Annotated in this window: 12 protein-coding genes; 3 read left to right on the top strand and 9 right to left on the bottom strand. The window is 44.2% G+C overall.

Going from position 1 to position 18,721, the window contains the following annotated elements:
• Positions 1-97 precede the first annotated feature (97 nt).
• The 5 genes from AAFF35_RS08415 to AAFF35_RS08395 form a co-directional block, all read right to left on the bottom strand.
• Entirely contained in the window at positions 98-2,557 is a 2,460-nt protein-coding gene (locus tag AAFF35_RS08415; protein ID WP_342331988.1) for a glycoside hydrolase N-terminal domain-containing protein, read from the bottom strand.
• 102 nt (positions 2,558-2,659) lie between these two features.
• A complete protein-coding gene (locus AAFF35_RS08410; protein WP_342331987.1) occupies positions 2,660-3,256 on the bottom strand; it encodes an RbsD/FucU domain-containing protein in 597 nt (198 codons plus the stop codon).
• Between the two features lie 29 nt (positions 3,257-3,285).
• Positions 3,286-6,006 (bottom strand): GH116 family glycosyl hydrolase, encoded by a 2,721-nt coding sequence (locus tag AAFF35_RS08405; protein ID WP_342331986.1) that lies wholly within the window; start codon positions 6,004-6,006, stop codon positions 3,286-3,288.
• Positions 6,007-6,189: 183 nt separating this feature from the next.
• Positions 6,190-8,475: a glycoside hydrolase family 95-like protein gene (locus AAFF35_RS08400; protein WP_342331985.1), complete on the bottom strand. Its 2,286-nt coding sequence runs from the start codon at positions 8,473-8,475 to the stop codon at positions 6,190-6,192.
• 86 nt (positions 8,476-8,561) lie between these two features.
• A complete protein-coding gene (locus AAFF35_RS08395) occupies positions 8,562-10,145 on the bottom strand; it encodes a thioredoxin domain-containing protein (RefSeq protein ID WP_342331984.1) in 1,584 nt (527 codons plus the stop codon).
• 283 nt (positions 10,146-10,428) lie between these two features.
• On the opposite strand from AAFF35_RS08395, the gene AAFF35_RS08390 reads away from it, so the two are divergent.
• Positions 10,429-10,719, top strand: coding sequence for a putative quinol monooxygenase (locus AAFF35_RS08390; RefSeq protein WP_342331983.1), 291 nt, complete (start codon positions 10,429-10,431; stop codon positions 10,717-10,719).
• A 7-nt stretch (positions 10,720-10,726) separates the two neighbouring features.
• Here AAFF35_RS08390 and AAFF35_RS08385 read toward each other — a convergent pair whose 3' ends face one another.
• Together AAFF35_RS08385 and AAFF35_RS08380 are read right to left on the bottom strand one after the other, a co-directional pair.
• On the bottom strand, positions 10,727-11,491 hold the full coding sequence (locus AAFF35_RS08385) for a methyltransferase domain-containing protein (protein ID WP_342331982.1): 765 nt from the start codon (positions 11,489-11,491) through the stop codon (positions 10,727-10,729).
• Between the two features lie 66 nt (positions 11,492-11,557).
• A complete protein-coding gene (locus tag AAFF35_RS08380) occupies positions 11,558-12,931 on the bottom strand; it encodes an OmpA family protein (protein WP_342331981.1) in 1,374 nt (457 codons plus the stop codon).
• A gap of 358 nt (positions 12,932-13,289) precedes the next feature.
• On the opposite strand from AAFF35_RS08380, the gene AAFF35_RS08375 reads away from it, so the two are divergent.
• Positions 13,290-14,168 (top strand): alpha/beta hydrolase-fold protein, encoded by an 879-nt coding sequence (locus AAFF35_RS08375; protein WP_342331980.1) that lies wholly within the window; start codon positions 13,290-13,292, stop codon positions 14,166-14,168.
• A gap of 94 nt (positions 14,169-14,262) precedes the next feature.
• On the opposite strand, the gene AAFF35_RS08370 is transcribed toward AAFF35_RS08375, so the two are convergent.
• Positions 14,263-14,721: a GNAT family N-acetyltransferase gene (locus AAFF35_RS08370; RefSeq protein WP_342331979.1), complete on the bottom strand. Its 459-nt coding sequence runs from the start codon at positions 14,719-14,721 to the stop codon at positions 14,263-14,265.
• A gap of 167 nt (positions 14,722-14,888) precedes the next feature.
• Between AAFF35_RS08370 and AAFF35_RS08365 the strand changes: the two genes are divergently transcribed.
• Positions 14,889-16,358: a PLP-dependent aminotransferase family protein gene (locus tag AAFF35_RS08365; protein WP_342331978.1), complete on the top strand. Its 1,470-nt coding sequence runs from the start codon at positions 14,889-14,891 to the stop codon at positions 16,356-16,358.
• 22 nt (positions 16,359-16,380) lie between these two features.
• On the opposite strand, the gene AAFF35_RS08360 is transcribed toward AAFF35_RS08365, so the two are convergent.
• Complete coding sequence (locus tag AAFF35_RS08360; protein ID WP_342331977.1) at positions 16,381-18,720, bottom strand: glycoside hydrolase family 95 protein; 2,340 nt, start codon at positions 18,718-18,720, stop codon at positions 16,381-16,383.
• Position 18,721: the final 1 nt, after the last annotated feature.

Below are 18,721 nucleotides of genomic sequence, written 5' to 3'. Positions count from 1 at the left end.
TTTCTGGGCAAATAACGCAGAAGACAAAAGCAACAAGCTAATAAAAAGAGGGATTTTTTTCATAGAATAAATATAGTCATCGTCTTTTAATTCCGGGTTAACGGCTTTCGAAACGGTAAGATGAACCTTTAACAGCGTTGAAGCTAAGCACCCCGGCTTTATCTTTTGTCCGGGCAATCGTTTTACCCCCGGCATCTTTCAATAGGGTATTTTCAGGTAAAGCCACCTGACAAGGCCCGGCATTCAGCGCAAGTATTTTACCGCTTTTCAGCCTGGAGTTTTGCCATTCAAAATCAACTACAAAAGCATTTCTGGCCCTCATTCCTTTCACACTTCCATCTTTCCAATCTCTATTGGAAGGCAATGCCGGCAATAAGCGGATCACATTGTCTTTTCCATGGCTCTGCATCAGCATTTCTGCGATCCCTGCTGTTCCTCCAAAGTTCCCATCAATCTGGAATGGCGGATGTGCACAGAACAGGTTCGGATAAGTTCCACCGGAATGCATGTTTAATTTACGGATGGGGTCTACCGGAGTAACCAGTTGTTGAAATAGTTTCAAAGCGTGATCACCATCTCCTAGTCTTGCCCAGAAATTGATCTTCCAGGCTTTCGACCAGCCCGTACCATCATCGCCTCTTTGTTTCAGTGTTTCTCTTGCCGCATTTGCCAGTTCCGGGCTATCCCATGGGGTAATTTCTTCGTAAGGATGTAAGCCATATAAATGTGAGGTATGGCGATGCTGAGGCTCCTCATCTTTCCAATCGTTCAGCCATTCATTAATGTCTCCGGCAGCACCGATCTGATTAGGCGCAAGCCGCTTTCTGATCTTGGTTAATTTTCCTGCCCAGTCCTGATCTTTATCTAAAATTTTTGCAGCTTCTATGCTATAGCCAAAGATTTCCCTGCAGATCTGCATGTCCATCGTTGGCCCCATTGCCGTTTGTCCTTTAAAACCATCTGGCATGATATAGGTGTTTTCCGGTGAATTCGAAGGAGCGGTGACCAGCCATTTGTGTGTCGGCTCTTCAATGAGGATCGCCGATAAAAAGTTAGCGGCTTCTTTAAGTACCGGATAATATTTTGCGAGGAAAGCCTTATCTCCGGTAAACTGATAATGTTCCCAGATGTGTTCACACATCCATGCTCCTCCGGTAAGCGTAGAACCCCATTGCGCCCCCTCTCCCGGAGAAGTGTATCCCCATGGATTGGCAATCACATGTGCTACCCATCCCGGCGCATTGTAATAGGCTTTTGCCGTCTTCATACCAGGTTTAACGAGGCCCGCAATAAAGCGGTGTAAAGGATCTGCAAGGTCTCCTAACCCGGTAGGCTCGGCCAGCCAGTAGTTCATCTGAATGTTGATGTTCATGTGATAATCACCATTCCAGGGCGTCTGGTATTCTTCCGCCCAGAGGCCTTGCAGGTTGGCAGGTAAACTCCCCCGTTGTGAGGAAGAGATCAGTAAATAACGTCCGAAATTATAATACAATGCCGGAAACTGAGGATCGGGCAATTGTTTTGCATAGCGGACTAAGCGTTCCGGGGTACTTAAACCTGCAACTTCAGTACTTGCTCCTTTAAGGTAAAACCGGTTTCTGTTGAAAAAGCTGCCAAAGGCATTGACATGTGCTTTTTCCAGTTGTAAAGGGCTAAGTTTCTCTGCGCGAAGCAGGTTGTTTTTTACAACCTGTACCGGATCTGCCCCTCTTTTGCTGTAATCAGCGATGTTATAATCTGTAGCAGCCGTCCAAAGCAAAATACATTCATCGGCATTGAGAACTTCGATCTCCGTTCCTTTAATGGATTTCCTGCCCCCATTGGCCTGCACCTGTAATCCTGCAGCAAAGCGTAATCCTGCTTCTTTGCCATTTGGCAATTGCCCGGTCATCATCAGGCGCTGGCCCTCACTTTTTACGCTTGCATTTTCTTTCCTGTTGATGCTGGTGGAAAAGCTGATTTTCCCTTTTTCCGAAGCCCTGATTCTGATCATCATGATGTTTCCGGGAATGCTGATCAATGCTTCCTGCGTATAGGTAACCCCGTTCCGCTTCCAGCTCGTTTTCGCGATGGCCTTTTCCAGGTTTAAGGTTCTGTGATAATCTGAATAAGCAGCAGTGGTATCCTTCCAGGAGATGAACAAATCGCCCATGGTCTGATAACAGCCATAAGGAACATTTTGCCCGTTTCCGGAACCGGAGCCTGCTCCTTTCGCTACAAACTGTTGTTGTAACAACTCCTGAGCTTCTTTATTCTGACCTTTCAGCAGTAAATCCTGAATGGGTTTCAGGTGGTTGTGGGCATTTTCATTGTCCGCATCCTGTACCCCGCCAGACCATAAGGAGATCTCATTGAGCGTGATTTTGTCTTTATTAGGGTTTCCACCAATCAGTGCACCGAGACGGCCGTTTCCTAATGGCAAAGCCTCCTGAAAGGAGGCCGCTGGTTTTTTAAAATAAATCTGTATATCGGAGGATTGTGCATGACAGGTTCCGCTCATTGCAAAGAGCAGGCTCTGGCCAATTGCCCCTAAAAAAAAGTGTTGGTACAACTTCATATTTGGTTTGGTTTCAGGTGTGTTACCCAAAGAACGGTACAATTCGCCACCAGAAATTTTACCTTTCTGTCAAATTATTAAGGGATTTTGGCTTTAACTCCTTTATTTCCCCATGGCCGTTCTCAATTCTGATTCTTTAGCTGCATTCCAATATCCACAATCCAGCTGTAGAAATACCGAGGTATAGGGAATGGTTTCATTGGTTTTGATCACCAATACCTTAAACAATTTTGATTCCGCATCCAGTTTCTTAAACACCTCGTCGTGAAGCAAGGTCTGAACGTTTTGTGTGCCAAACATGGCTTTGGAATCCTGAATAAATTGAGTCACTCCTTTTGCCTGTTCTTCTTTAATAAAGCCCAGTTCTTTATCCCGGTAAATGATCGGCTTCACATGTGTAGACTGATTGACCTGACCTAAAACGAGCTTTAACACCGGCAAAAGGTCTTCATTGGCATAGATGTATTCCATACCCGGCGCATTTTGTTCCGGAAAGGCTTTATCTACGATAAGAATCCAGTTCCGATGCCCAAGGAGGGGAAGTTTTTCATCAAACTGTTGTTTCCAGTTGCTTTCTTTCTTTAGGGAAGTAACCGTTGTTTTCTGATTTGCTGCGAAATTACATCCGGCAATCAGGAAAACACTGCTGATCCCTATCGAGAGCAGCAGTGTTTTTGAAGTTGTTGAGCATATTTTCATAAGGATATTTTTTTTAGCAGTTCACTGCATTAAGAAAAAACGACGGTTAAACTTTGGTTTTCTCTGATCAGCAACCGGCTATCAAAAACAAGCTCTAATGCTTCTCCTTGTTGTTTAAAGCGCAATGGCACCTTCAATTGACCAACTGTCGCCGTTACCGACTTCAACGCTCCGCTTCCGATCTTTTCCAGTATCAGCTTTTGCAGGGATAACTCACCATAACTAAGTTTTATGCTGTGCGACTGCTTCATTCCGGTTTTCTTTTGCGCATACGTACCCCATGCTTTGGCCGTAGTAAATGGTGCTTTAAAGTCCTCTTTGTTCCATTTCGGTGCAAAGCCCAGTTCTCCTTTCGGGCCATGACAGGTAAAACCACAAGCCGTGATAAAAGTTCCGTAACTCGCCATTGCCCTGGCATAATGGTCACTACATTCTATTTCATTAAACGGATTTCTTTTTGAAGCATGGTAACGATCCTGAATCACACGGGTCAACACGAGGCTTTCCCCAATCATGCCTTCTGCCATCATGTGTGCAGCCACCTGGTGCTCAAATCCGCTCATACATTCATGGAAATACCCCAGTTGCCAGGTTACATTTTCACCAAAAGGTTGCGATTCATTGTGAGGATTGGTATTCATCACCATCCCACCCTCACCTTCAAGGGCATAAGGACGGCCACCAATATGGGTTTTAATGTAAGGTCCAACATCCATCGTGAAATTGTATTTCCATAATGCTTTCAATGCTGCCAGCGCTTTATCTTTAGCAAGGACCCGGGGCAAGCCCACCTGAAAAGCCCAGCTTTGTCCGTATACCTGATCAATATGACAAGTATTGTAAGAACCTAATTTCTTCCGGCCCTGTACCGGATCAGGACGATGAATAAAGTACTCTCCGTTAAAAAGTTCCTTTTCCATATTCTTACGGCCATTGTCGACATACGTTTCACATATTTTAGCAAAAGTCTTATCGTCCATTTCTTCTGCCATGAGCTGCGCCGCTTTTGCTGCTGCAATACAGAGACCCACAATCCAGGCGATTTCTCCTTCCCAAACCGCATCCAGTGTATTTTCCATCGGCGTATCTGTCATTCCATCTCCGTTTTTATCCTGGGCCAGCATAAACTCTACTGCTTTTTTGATCTTTGGCCAGTTGGTACGCAAAAAGGAGTCGTCGGCATTCATTTGATGCTCCCTGTAAAAGCGCAATACCGTTCCTGCCTGTCCGTCGATTGCGGGATGGGTTTCATTTTCGCCACGGAACATGATCGCCCCGCTTTCTTCTTTAAATCCAAGGCCAAGATCTACACGTTGGCGCAAGTCTCTTTCTAATTCGGGAAAGATCCGGGCAACGGCATGTGCATATTGCCAGACATGGGTACAGGTTCCGGCACAGGCCCCCACTCCTTCCCAGCTCCAGAATCTTCCATCTGCAAACCGATAAGTGTTGGCGGTGGCCAGGGTTCCAATGTTTAAAAACGTCCGCTCCATAAACCAATGCGGTAAAGTCGTGTCGTTCCAGGTTTTTACCCAGCGCTCAGTTGTGTTCGTTAATTTATCAAAATGATCGTTCAGATAAGTACTTACTGCTTTCGCATCTTTAAACCTTTGGCCATATTGATAACCTGCTTCGGCATTCTTCACCAGATTTTTCAGTTTGGGATTGGCATTATTGAAATGCCAGCTGACAGAATAATCGGCAGTCACAGATTTTCCCGGAGCGAGATTTTTATGAGTGCCAATCGCGGCAACCAGCTTTTCGGGGGCCAATGCCGTAGCCGATTCCAATGGAGTCCCGCTAAAACTCTGCGCCTTTACCGGCCAGGGTTGAAAAGCCGCATAGCCCTTCGCATTGCTGCCATGAAAGCTGAAACACATCGTACCATGGTCTATTGCTTTAGCGAGCTCTTCCGATCCCCCAAAAGTGGAATAGATATGGGTAGCGTTTGTCGTAGAAATCACTTCATTTTTGCGTTTCCCGGAACCGTCTTTAGCGCTTAATTTATTGACTCCATTTTCCATCCAGCCAATCAGGGAAACTTCTGCAGGGCTGTTGGTGGTATTTTTAACTTCCAACCTCAATACTGTTGCCGGCAGTGCCGAATCTGCAGCATCCAGGGGAATAAAAGGGGCATAGACTTTCAATTGAACAGCCAGCGGAAAATCCTTGCTGCTATAGCTGATCGTCGCCATCGGATAGGCAGGTGTAAAAGTCACCTCATCCCAATGATCTTCATTGAGTTCTTTTACAATGGTTTTCCCATTGATGACCAATTTAACGGCAAAGCCCTGCTCTAACACCCGTTTATTGCCTGCAATGGCTGGTTCTACATAAGCGGCACCATCCCTCACACGAATCTGTCTTACCGAAGTTCCATCATTCCAGTTCAGGACTTTAGGATCAATTCCTTCCTGATTCCCCTCAAAGGTTTCATTGTAAATCTGCCAAAGCCAAAGTCTTCCATCTCCACCAACATATACCGTTCCTGCATGTAAACCTCCGACAGGCATTCCGATATATTTCAATTCATTCTTAGTTTTAAGATAGGCAGTAGCCTGCCCACGGTTAAAAAGTGATTTCAACCATTGCGGATCGATGTTCTTTTCTTCTGGAATATTGTGTTTAGGATAGTCGAGGGCAAAAATACTTTTTGCCCAGACGGGGAATTGCAAAAGGGCAAAGCCTGCGGTCAGCAAACCTGCTTTTTTGAGAAAGTCCCTTCGGTCTGTAGCGGTGGTTTTTATCATATTTGGTTCTTTGTGTGTGCATCAGGAGATCAGAAGCGCCCGGAGCATCTATAAATAGCAGCCTCTTCAACTAAATCTAATTGGTTTAGCTGAGATAATTTCTGTTATGCCAAAATCACTTAATACAATGTTGAAAGGACACAATATTTACCTGCAGACTGACCGGAGCTGATCACCTGACCCTTAATTTGAACCGGCGAAGGGCTTGGTTTTCAGGCCCCAGCTCCAATTTGTTCTGATCATCGGCTTTACAGGCAGGATGTTAAATTTGCTCGTATCATATCCCTCAGAAAGTAAGATCGTTTCGCCGGGAATGGTAGAAAAACTAAGGTTCATTTTCCCTTCATGTTCAAATACCGTGAAGGCCAGTTCTTTCCTTTTATCAGAACTCACCATGCTCACTTTCATATCCGTCTGTACCTGACAGGTATCTCCTTTGGTGCTAAAGATCCTGATGAATGAAGTGGCTCCATCTTCCCTGTTCGCAGAAACCAGAAAGCCGCCTTCTGCACGGAACTTATCAAAGGATACATTTTTCCATTGATCGGGAACTGCAGGGAAAACCCTTATTTTTCCAGCCCAGCTTTGGATCAGCATTTCCTGAATAGAAGTAGCCGCCGAAAGTGGGGTTTCGATTACCGGACCGGACTCCTGATAAAGGGTATTGGGCTTGATGAACTGATCAAAAAGTTGATTTAACAAATCATAGGACTGATTTCCTTTTCCCATCATCGCATTGATCGAAGCTGCACCGGTAAAGGTGTAACCCTGCAAAGCCCCTTTGAGTGAAATCCAGTGGTTCAGAGATTTCTCGATGAGTTCCCTGTGCTCCGGCTGATCGGTATTGATCAGGCGATAAGGATAAATCATCAGCAGGTGAGAATAATGACGGTGTGAACTGGTCAGCGGTACGTCCTTACCAATCATCAGACCGGTATCGTCTACCGGATAAGGAACCAGATGTGCTAATATCGATTCCCATTTTCCACGGTCTGCATCTTTCAGTTCTTCTTTTTTATCCAGTGCAATCAGCGTTTGTAATCCCCAGCGCAGGCTGGATAAGGCATAATTGGCATCCTCGGCATATTTGTACTCCGGAGAAAAAGAAGAAGGTAAATGAAAAACGCCTGCCTCATCTTTTTTCAAATGATACAAAAGATGGTTTACAGACCTTTTTAACAAAGGGTAAATGTATTTGGTCAGTTCTTCCCGGTCTTTGGTATAGGAATAATATTGATAGTAGTAAAACATCACCCAGGTGAGGTTCCCGAGTTCGAATTGTCCATGCTCTTTATTTGCCTCGAGCAAGGGAGAAACCAGGTCATATCCGGTGGTCCGTCCAATAGCCGCCGCATCTTTCCGCCATTCTTCAGGAACATTACTGATCAGGTTTGCTAAGTTTTTATTCAGGGTATTAAACAGCGATTTTCCCAGTTCCAAATGATTGGAAGCGAAAATCGGGGAATAGGTTAATTGTGTATTGAGGTTCCACCAAATGCCCGGCCATGGCGTTTTACTGGTAAACCATGGCCCCATCAGGTCGACCATCGGCTTATTGGCCCTCGTTGCAGCAGCGAGCTTATACAACTGAATCCAGTAAAAACTTTCCATCCGCTGATCCGGAAGAGAAAGGAAACTTTGCTGGTAAAACTGATGCCACCATTTTTGATGGGCCGCAAAAACAACCGGCATTTTTGTAACCAGGAAGCTGTTGATCGCAGTGGTTGCCTCCTTTATTTCATCCAGCTGCCCTTCTGCATCATATCCGACAGAAATCAGCATGGTGCTTTCGTTTAGCCCTTTTTTAGCCGTCCAGGCTGTGGCATATCCACCACCATTTAACAGCAACTGATGACAAATGGAAAATATTCCTGATTTTTTAAGGGAGAAGGCTGGGTTTTCCGGATATACTTCCGGATTCCCGGTATTGTTCTGGTTCATGCGCGGACTTTTACTGCTTTCCGCCACGAACTGCCAGTTGATATTTTTTTCCTGCTGCGTACCTTTTGCCCGGATATAGATGACATTCGTATTTGCGGGAACAAAGGCGCTGAATTCCAGGGTCCCTTTGCTGGTATAGATCGTCCCCCCGGCTTTGGCGTTATAGAGGTCCAGACTCATCTTAGCTCCGGTGATTTTGCCAATGGTCTTTAATGTCATCCTTCCTATAGGCAACCTTGGCCTGGAGATCAGCGCTTCCGAGAGTGCTGTCCCCTGATGTTGCCGTTGATCAGTTACATCGGTTCTTCCGACATCAAACCGGATGGTATACTCATCTTCTTTGTAGATATTGGTCCCCAGCAAGCCATTCCCCAATAAGATTCCTGTATAATAGCTTGTGCTGATGGAATCCCAACGCATGGTTTGGCGCTTCATGTAATCCGCCCAATTGATTTCCGGATTTTTCACCTGTGCAACCACAGCGATGCTGCATAGCAAAAAGACAAAACAAGCGTAAATCTGTTTCATAAGATTAAATCCTTTAGTTAAATCTAATCAGATTTACTTAAAATTCCGTCAATATGCCAAAATAGCTTAATGTTATACCGAAATCCCTAAATATCCATGAACTGGATATCTTCCAGTCTGTAGGGATCCATTAGCTTATATCCATTGACTAGAATGGTCGGTGTAAAAGTAATTTCAGCCATTTCACACCAGGCCTTTTGCTTCTCCGTTACCGTATTCATTTCCTCATTGATGCTTACCGGATATTGACTGGCCCAGGTATCGTAATCTTTGCTGCTTTGTTTGTACCATCCGTTTAGTGCTTCACCTACATATTTTCCATCTTTCGAAAGGCTTAATGCGGTTACATGTCTGGCTACTTTTGTGCGGGCATCTTCCTCCTTATTTGCAGTGGTAAACAGGATCTTCAACTGCAGGTCTTCTCTGGTCAGCAACCATTCATCCAGCATTTTATGGGTAGCAGCACATGGACCGCAGAATGGGTTGGTGACCATAGTGATGATCGTTTCTGCATTTGGGTTGCCTAGTCTAATGGCTTTCAGGTCTTCGGGCACTGCATAACGCGGTTGTCCGGTGAGCAATTTATTGAACAAATCACTATTGTATTTAAATCCCTTAAGTTGTTGTTTCAGATGTTTGGTTTGTCCGGCTTTAGTAAGGAAAGGTTTAATGAATGCCCAGATGGCGATTGGAAGCAGAAAACAAATGGCAACAGCCGGAAGTACGGAAAAAGGAATGTTAAAAGTAAAAGAGGAATTCATCAGGAAAGCAAAGGCCTCCAGCCAGAGTACGCCTTGTATCGTGCAACAAAGTACACACCAGTTTTTAATCTTCATCTGGTATCCGATGGAGTAAAAGGTATAAGGTAAGGAGGCGACACACAACCAGGCCAGTAAACTGATGGACTGAGGATATAATAACAGGCAAAGAAAGGAGCCTGCAAAATAGAACATGCCCACCTCACTCCAGCTCAGCCAGCTGGTCACTTTAGCGGCGTCCGACTTCAAGATCGCGTTACAGTTGTTTTCCTTTCCAAGACTACATAAATTCTGTATAAAAGGATTATTGCCATCTATACTGTGCATCAATAACAACACGCTGACCACCAGGCCAACCAGTTTTACAGCCAGTAAACCCGCATAAGCAACACTTATTCCTGAGTAATTGATGGAGGCTGCAATACAAGTCAGCAACAGCAGGATTAAAAAAGGAGCACGGGCCTGATCAAACCAGCCTTTAAGCAACTCCATGTTATAGTTTTCTTCACCGCTATCTGTTTCTTTTTGGGCGTACAATATAATCCCATCCCAGTTCCTGAGGAACTCAGCCTCTTCCATCACGGCCTTTTTCTCCCTTTCGTTGGTATAGGTTACTTTCCCGTTTGCAATCCCATGGATCAGCAAAAACCTTCCGCCACTATCTTTGAAATGCGCAATTAAAGGAAAAGAAAGGTCTGCCGCATTATAATCGGCTTTATCTATTCTATACGTTTCATGAGGAATTCTCCAGCCATTCAAGGAATCGCTGATGGCCAGTAAACTCGGGTATTCCGGATGCTCATTCAAATTATTGATGGCCGTAAACTTGCTTACATTAACATTAAGCTCTTTTATAAGAGAGATAACAACGGCTTCAGAATTTTCCAGCCTGGATTGCAATAGGTTTATCATATAGAGAACAGTTGATTTACAAAAAGGAATTTTTACACCTGAATAAATTTACTTTACAAACATTAGGAACAATTGGATTAAACTAATCTACAAAAAACATCATTACATTTGCAATATATTTTCTTATTATAATTTAAATAATTATCACTTTCTTTATTAAATCTGAAAAAGGCAGGAGTTTCATTTGAACGAACATCAGAATTATAATACAAGGGCATGATTCATCTGATGAGAGGAATAGAAAAACTGCCTTACCTTTGCCCCGACATTAAAACATCAAGAAATGAATATATACTTAACCGCTATTGTAAAAAGTAAAGAAGGCGCATCTGATGCGATGAAACCTTTGCTGCAACAACTTGTTGTGGAATCCAGGAAGGAAAATGCCTGCCTGCAATATGACCTTCATCAGGATCATGGAAATAGAAATGTTTTTATTTTCCATGAAATCTGGGAAAGCCATGCAGGATGGGACCTTCACAATGCCCAACCTCATATTGCCCGTTTTATAGCAGATTCAGCAGACATTATTGAGGGCACGGTACAAATTTATCATACAGAAAAGATCAGCTGATCCGGCATTAGAATATTCCCGACATAATGATTCGTTTAAACGGATAGAAAACAGGTTGTTGGGGATATTCTTTTAGCAGTCTCTTTTGATATTCTTTGATAAAATCTTCTTTTAAGTCGCCCTCCAGTCTTTCCACATAAGGGATCATTGCCGTACCCGAGGTCCAGTCGTAGATGGCCATGGCATCTTTCAGCACATGCGGATAAATCTTTTCATAAACGGTGATTTCCCGCGCAGCATTGTCGAACAAAATCCTGGAATAGCTTTCGATGGAAAGTACGGATACTCCCCTTTGCCAACCATTGAACGTGCTTTTAAAGGGTTCTTTCGCGGCGATATCTCTTAGCGTGCGATGGGTAAAATGCTCATGATTTGAGGGGACCTGAACGGCGAGTTGTCCGCCTTTTTTGAGGGAAGAAATAATTTTAGGAAGCAATTGGGGATGTCCGTCGATCCATTGCAGTGCGGCATTTGAAAAAATCAGGTCGTATTTTTCTCCGTTTTGAAGATGTGCCTCAATCTCAGACTGCTCAAAACTCAGGTTCTTCCGGCTAAACGTACTGGCATCTCTCAACATCTCTGCCGAAGCATCAATGCCCAGGACCGCGGCGCCAGGTAAGTAATCGCTCAGCTTACGCGTCAGTTCTCCGGTTCCGCAACCGAGATCTATCACTTTCAAATCCGGCTTCACTTTTATTAAGGACAGTAAATCGTAAAAAGGTTGGTAGCGTTGCTCTTTAAAAGTGTTATAGATATCCGGATTCCATGCCATAAGTGTCCTGTCTTTTTATAAATGCCCGGCCTGTTTCCGGCCGGGCATTGTGTTCGTTGTTAATGATTATTTTTGAATTACGCGAATGTCAATACGACGGTTTTGTGCCCTTCCTTCAGGCGTATCATTGCTGGCAATGGGATGCTCAGGACCATAACCTTCCGCCTCCAGACGCGTCGCATCGACGCCCAGTTTCACCAGTTCCTGCACTGCTGCATTTGCCCTTTCGTTTGATATTTTCTTGTTCACCGCAGCAACACCGGTGTTATCAGTATAACCACCCATTTTGAGCCTTACGTTTGGATAGGCTTTTAAAATGGCAGTGATGTTTTTTAACTGCTCTTGTGATTCTGCCTTTAGTGTACTCTTTCCTGTTTCAAAATATAACCTGTCAAAAGTAAACCAGGTGGTTTTATCAACGGCTTTATCCTTGTCTTCAATAAAGGAGATCAACCTGTTTTCTACAGAATTCTCTCCAATACTGATTTCAGTGCCGTCTGCTAGTTTTTTAGTGATTTTAGCACCCAGGTCCCTTACAAAATCTCCGGCTTCATTTAATTTACCGGCAACAGCGCTTGCCACGGTCCCTGCTCCTGTTTTAATCGCAGTTCCAGCAGAATCGATGCGACTTCCCATGGAATCTACTTTCGCCGATAAAGAGTCTGTAGCATTGCTCATTGATGATTTGTTACAGCCCGACCGGCCCATGATCCACCAGGCGCCTACAAGGATAATCAACAAAGGAATCAGCCATTTTAGAAAACCGCCTCCCGATTTGGTATCGTCGGATGGTCCATAATTTATCGGGGCAACTTTCGGAACTTCTACTTTTGGCACTTCCACTTTGGGGATCTCTACCCTGGGAACTTCTACTTCAGGTATTACTTCTTTAGGAATCTCGACATTTGGCATATTGATGTTGGCTAAGCCTAAAGAGTCGCCTAGGCCTTGCGGAAGGGCGGCGCTAATCTCCGCTTTACTTTCAAAAATTTTACCTAATAAATCGGTCATACTCCATCCTTTACTGGCCATTATCTTTGCAATGAAGCCGGTAACCAAGGGGGCGATCATGGCCAGTAAACCTGAAGATTTATCCGCAGACAATCCGCTGGCCGCAGAAACGGAATTGCTGACTGCATCGCTGTCCTGACCAAATAAGCCACCTAACATTGACTTTCCTTTCTCTAGTAAAGAATCATCGCCACTACCCAATAAATCTTCCGTCTGACTTACCGTACCTGAATTGGTCACATTAGAGAGCATTTTACCCAGAAAGCCTGAATCCCCTCCGGCACCATTTTTAAGGATACCGGCAAGGATGGCGGGGATGCCTGCAGAAAACCCGGTTTGCACCTGGTCTTCAGTTACGCCAGCTTTCTGGCTTAAAGATGAGATCACACTTGGGCTTACCTCATTCTTTAACATTTCAATTAAATTCATGTTTATAGGTTTTAGGTTAGAAATTTTAAATCATCATGCATCTTTCGCAAAAAATATATCCTAACTCGTAATATTCAAACAAACATGACACCGCCCACCTTTAATTTCAATTCGATACTATAACAGCATCTACACCAATGTAAATTCAAACACTTACAGTTGAAAATCAACACCTTAAAACAAATCAACAACAAAATAAGTTTTTTGTTTGCCTATTGTTTATCATCGAATCAGTAATACCTTCTATATACTTACAGGTAAAATATTAATGACGTATGATCCTGTTGCTTTTTGATCCTGCAAAAGCTCCCTATATTTGACGGCATTACTTTTTATGAATAGAAAAAAAAATCACCCGATGAAAACAGCCTCCTTAGTATTATTTCTCAGCTTTTTTATGAACTTCTCTTTTGCTCAAAAGAAAGCAAAAGACACCGATAAAAGCACACCTATGGTCATTGGATCGATCCAAAAGATCCCCTCAAAAATATTAGGAGAAGAAAGAAAAATCAGCATTTATCTCCCTGAAGACTACAAACAAAACGATACCACAAAGTACCCGGTCATCTATATCCTGGATGGGGGTGTAAATGAAGATTTCATCCATATTGCAGGAATTGTCAGGTTTAACACCCAGCCCTGGATCAACAGGTTTCCTAGATCTATAGTTGTAGGGATAGAGAATACAAACAGAAAACGTGATTTCAGCTTTGCGGTACCTAACCTGGATTTCGTGGAGAAAATGGGATTTAAGAAAGAAAGCTTCCCCACAGTAGGCGGATCTGCTAAATACATCGCTTTTCTGGAAAAAGAATTACAGCCTTACATTAGCAAAAAGTATAAAACAACGGCTCAAAAAACGGTGATCGGAGAATCTTTTGCCGGATTGTTGGCCACAGAGATTCTATTGAAACACAGAGATTTATTCAGTACTTATATTATTGTCACACCCAGCCTATGGTGGGGAAATGAGTCTTTATTGGCAGAAGCACCAAAATTACTAAAATCCGGAAGCAAAAATAAAGTTCAGGTTTATGTAGGCGCCTGTAATAAAGAGGAGGATTTAACGATGTATAATGATGCGGTTGCCTTAGCTGAGGTGCTAAAGGAAAACCAGGAAAACCTGAAGCAGGTTCATTTTGACTATATGCCGAATGAGATCCATTCTACAGCCATCCATCAGGCGGTGTACAACGCCTTTAAATTGTTGTATCCTAAAACAGAATATCAAAAATAAGCCGGCAAATCTCCTCCTGTAACAGGAGGTATAATGCCCAACAAAGCCCTTAGCAGGAAATTGCTAAGGGCTTTGTTGCAAATATGCCAGGCGCTTATTTCCTCAGGTCCTTCTTCCACCAATTGTAGTAGTTGTGTTCTTCATCTACTTCAAATCCACATCTTGGATAAAGTTTATTCCCGATATCGTTGGTCTTTTGCGTTTCCAATAAAAGACCACAGGCACCTGTCTCCTCACAAAAAGCCTTACACCGGTCGATGATTTTTACTGACAAGCCAAGGCCCCTGTATTCAGGGTCGACAAACAGGTCGCTCAACAACCACTGGCGTTGTAGTGTTTTGTAATGAAACAAAGAATAAAGCTGTGCAAACCCAACCGCTTTACCATCTACCACAGCCAGAAAGGTATCCGACTCCCCATTGCGGATCCGATCCTTCAAAAAAGCAGTCGCTTTTTCCAGGTCACTTTCCTGTTGATAGAAAATTCTGTAACTATTGAATAGTGCTGAAAACTCCTCCAAATGCTCCATGCCTGCTTTTACGATTTTTTCCATATAGATTTAAATTTTAAAGATTAATAATGCGGCAAAGTTTCCCAAAAACCGAAGAATTGTATTCCTCCAGTTTTTAGAATCTGATGGGTCCAGATCGTTTATCACAGAAAAACAATTTAAATTTGGACCGTTAAGATTACAAGATTCACAGATAAGTATAGGGCCGGATGTTAAGACCATGGAAAACGATTTTCAATATTTCTTTTAATGCTGAACAGACACTTGTGGAGCAAATTGCTTCGGTGATCAGGCAGGAAATTACCAGAGGAAGGTTGGAGAAAGGGGCTTCCTTACCCGGAAGCAGGGCTCTGGCACAAGATCTTGGCGTAAATCGTAAGACGGTCATCTTTGCGTACCAATCACTCATCGCCGATGGCTGGGCAGAAAGCAGGTTTAAGTCAGGAACCTTTGTATCGGAAAATCTGCCGGAAATAAGGAGAGATAAATTCCAAAAAGAGCGGAAGGTAAATGCCAATTTCCAGTTCAGGGAATTTGCCCCGGATCCGCTCACAGATCGCCCGCTATCAGAAAATCTTATTGTTTTTAATGAGGGTGCTCCCGACAACCGCCTGGCCCCTTTGAAAGAATTGTCCAGAGCTTACCGACGCATCCTGGAACGCCAGGGAAGATGGCAGCTGCTGGGCTATGGCGCGGAACGGGGGGATTTAAAGCTCAGAGAGATGCTCGTCCTGTTGTTATCCAGAGACAGGGGTTTTCAGGTGGATGTAAACAACATTTGCATCACCAGAGGGAGCCAAATGGCTTTATACCTCGCTGCAAAAGTGCTGATCAACCCAGGCGATGTGGTTATTTTGGAACAACCTGGCTATCCTGCGATCAGAAAAATCTTTGCCGAAGCAGGTGCAAATGTAAAAAGCATCGAACTGGACCAGGAAGGACTCGATCCGGAGCTGCTGGAATCCATGTGCAAAAAAATGCAGGTCAAAGCGATTTATGTGACCCCGCACCATCAGTTTCCAACCACCGTGACGATGAAAGCCGGCAGGAGAATCAAGCTCCTGGAACTTTCCATAACGTATGGTTTTGCGATAATAGAAGATGATTACGACCATGAGTATCACTTCGGGGCAGGAAATAACCTCGCATTGGCCAGCAGCGATATGGCAGCCAATGTGATTTACATCAGCTCTTTCAGTAAACTCCTGGCACCGGCAATCAGGGTTGGTTATATCACAGGCCCGAAAGCATTTATGCAATCCCTTGTCAACCTACGCATCCAGGTAGACCGACAAGGGGATAACATACTTGAACATGCCATTGCCGAACTGATGGAGGAGGGCATCATCGGCAGGCATTCCAGAAAGGCATCGATGGTTTACCGGCACAAACGGGACTTAATGGCGGACTATCTTCATCAATATTTTGGTGCTGCTATCAAATTCCATAAACCAGAGGGGGGACTGGCTTATTGGCTGGAATTCAATGAAGGCATTGATTTTGAGGCCTATATTCAAGAACTAAAGTATAAGAACGTTCAAATCGTACCTCCCGGAGGTTTTTACGAGGACAACAAAGCAAGAAAAGGGATGCGCCTGGGTTATGGCTCATTAACTGAAAATGAACTAAAAGAAGGCATCCAGTTATTGGCCGATGTTTACCGAAGCATTCAGGGATAAATGAAGGCCATAAGCTGGATTGCTATTCCTTGCTGGAAACGATCTCCGTGGTGATTCCGTTCACCCTTACCTTTACTTTCGATGGTTTAACCGAAGCGATGCGGTAGCTGGTAATTTTTCCGTCTTTCCAGCTCATGTCAACCGTATAATTGCCTCTTGCTTTAAGCCCTTTCACCTTACCGTATTTCTTCCAGGCATCTGGCATTGCCGGCAATAAATCGATAAATCCATCATGACTTTGCAAGAGCATTTCGGCGATGCCCGCTGTGGCGCCGAAATTACCATCAATCTGGAATGGTGGATGTGCGGAAAATAAATTGGGATAAACTCCTCCTCCTCCCCCGCTATTCTTCGGACTGAGGATGGGCCTTAAAATTTCTTTAATCAGCTTGAAGGCCCGGTTGCCATCCTGTAACCTTGCCCAAAACAGTATTTTATAGGCAATAGACCAGCTCGTTCCTACATCTCCTCTTACCTCCAGTGTTTTCCTCGCTGCTTGTGCAAGCTCCGGACTGGACAAAGGGCTAATCAGAGAAGCGGGATACAAGCCATACAAATGAGAAACATGCCTGTGTTTCGGTTCCGTTTCTTTATAGTCTTCCAGCCATTCCTGAATCCGCCCGTCTTTGCTGATGACTCCTGCCGGAGGTACAGATTTTAAACTTTCTTCCAGCTCCTTCCTAAAACCGGCATCGATATTTAAATGTTTTGATGCGGTAATTACGTTCCCGAACAACTCTCTTACAATCTGATTGTCGATCGTTGGCCCCATACAAATACTGGCTATTTTTCCATCAGGCAGGTAAAAGGAATTCTCCGGCGAAACCGAGGGCGAGGTAACCAGCCAGCCGGTTTTCGGATCTTTGACCAGGACACTTTTGTAAAACTCCGCAGAACCTTTTAATACCGGATAAATGCTTTTCAGGTAGCCAAGGTCATTGGTAAAGGCGTAATGATCCCATAAATTATTACACAACCAGCCTGATCCTGCATTGGAGGCACCCCATGAAGCATTTTCGCCGGGCTCCGTAAAACCCCAGACATTGGTGATGACATGTGCAATCCAGCCCTTTGCATTGTAATAGGCTTTTGCGGTTTTTTCTCCCGGTTTAACCAGGCTTTTAACCAAGTCGGCAAGTGGCAGATTTAGCTCGGAAAGATTGGTCACTTCCAGTGGCCAATGGTTCATCTGTACATTGACATCCAAATGGTAATCGCCATTCCAGGCGGTATTGATCTCATGCGCCCATAAGCCCTGCAAGTTCGGCGGCAACAAGCCCACTCTGGTACTGCTGATGCTCAGGTATCTCCCATATTGAAAGAACAGGGAGGCGAGCGCAGGATCCTCACTAAAGTCATCGTAAAATCCTTCCAATCTTTTAATTGTTGTCAGACCTGAAGAGGGCCCCGCTCCGAGGTCCAGATCTACCCTTTTAAATAACTTACTAAAATTAAGAATATGCCTGCTTTTTTGTAATTCGTAGGGCTTTTTCAAAGCAGCAGCTAAAAACTGTTTTGTTTTCTCTTTAAATGCAAAACCTCTGAAACCGGTACCGGCAGAAACATAAATCAGGACTTCAGTAGCGTCCTTAATCACTAAAGTATGACCTTCAGTGCTAACAGAACCGTCTTTTAATTTTGTTTTCAGTCGGGCCAGGTATTGCATCCCTTTGCCATCCGTACCATTGTCCAGCTGGCCAAACATCTGCAGCTCTGTACCTACCGTTTTAAGGGCATATCTTTCCGGCCGGTTCATGGAAATACGGCAGTTCAGCTGCCCTTTCTTATCCGCCGTTAACCTGATGATGCTCACATCATCATCAAAACTGGTAAAATATTCTCTTTTATACTTTACTCCCTGAAGTGTAAAGCTGCAATTAGCCGTAGCCTGATCTAAAGACAAGGCCCTGCTGTAATCTTTAACCTCCGGCTGACCAGCCCGCGAACCTGCACCTGGGTACATAAAATCAATTTCCACCGCGCCCATGGTCTGATATTTACCCCATTGCACACCGGCAGACCCGGGCCCTTTGCAAACAAAATTCTTGTTCACCAAGGCCTGTGCTTCCACATTCTTTCCTTCCAAAATGAGCTTCCGGATATCCGGCAGGCTTTTATAAGCTTCATAATTGTTGGCATCCTGCGGACTGCCAGACCACAGGGTGATGTCGTTGAGTACGATTTTCTCTTTTAAGATCCCGCCATCCGGGGTCATCCCCAGTCTGCCATTACCAAGCGGCAACGTTTCCTCCCAGATTTTAGCGGGTTGATCGTACCATAATTTCAAAGGTTTTTGCTGCGCAATTACCGCAGTAAAAGCGGAGCAATACAGGCAAACCAGGGTTAACAATTTTGTCGTCATG

The sequence above is a fragment of the Pedobacter sp. FW305-3-2-15-E-R2A2 genome (assembly GCF_038446955.1).
Lineage (GTDB): Bacteria > Bacteroidota > Bacteroidia > Sphingobacteriales > Sphingobacteriaceae > Pedobacter.
The sequence above is the reverse complement of the archived record's forward strand: the minus strand, read 5'-3'. Positions and strand labels throughout refer to the sequence as shown.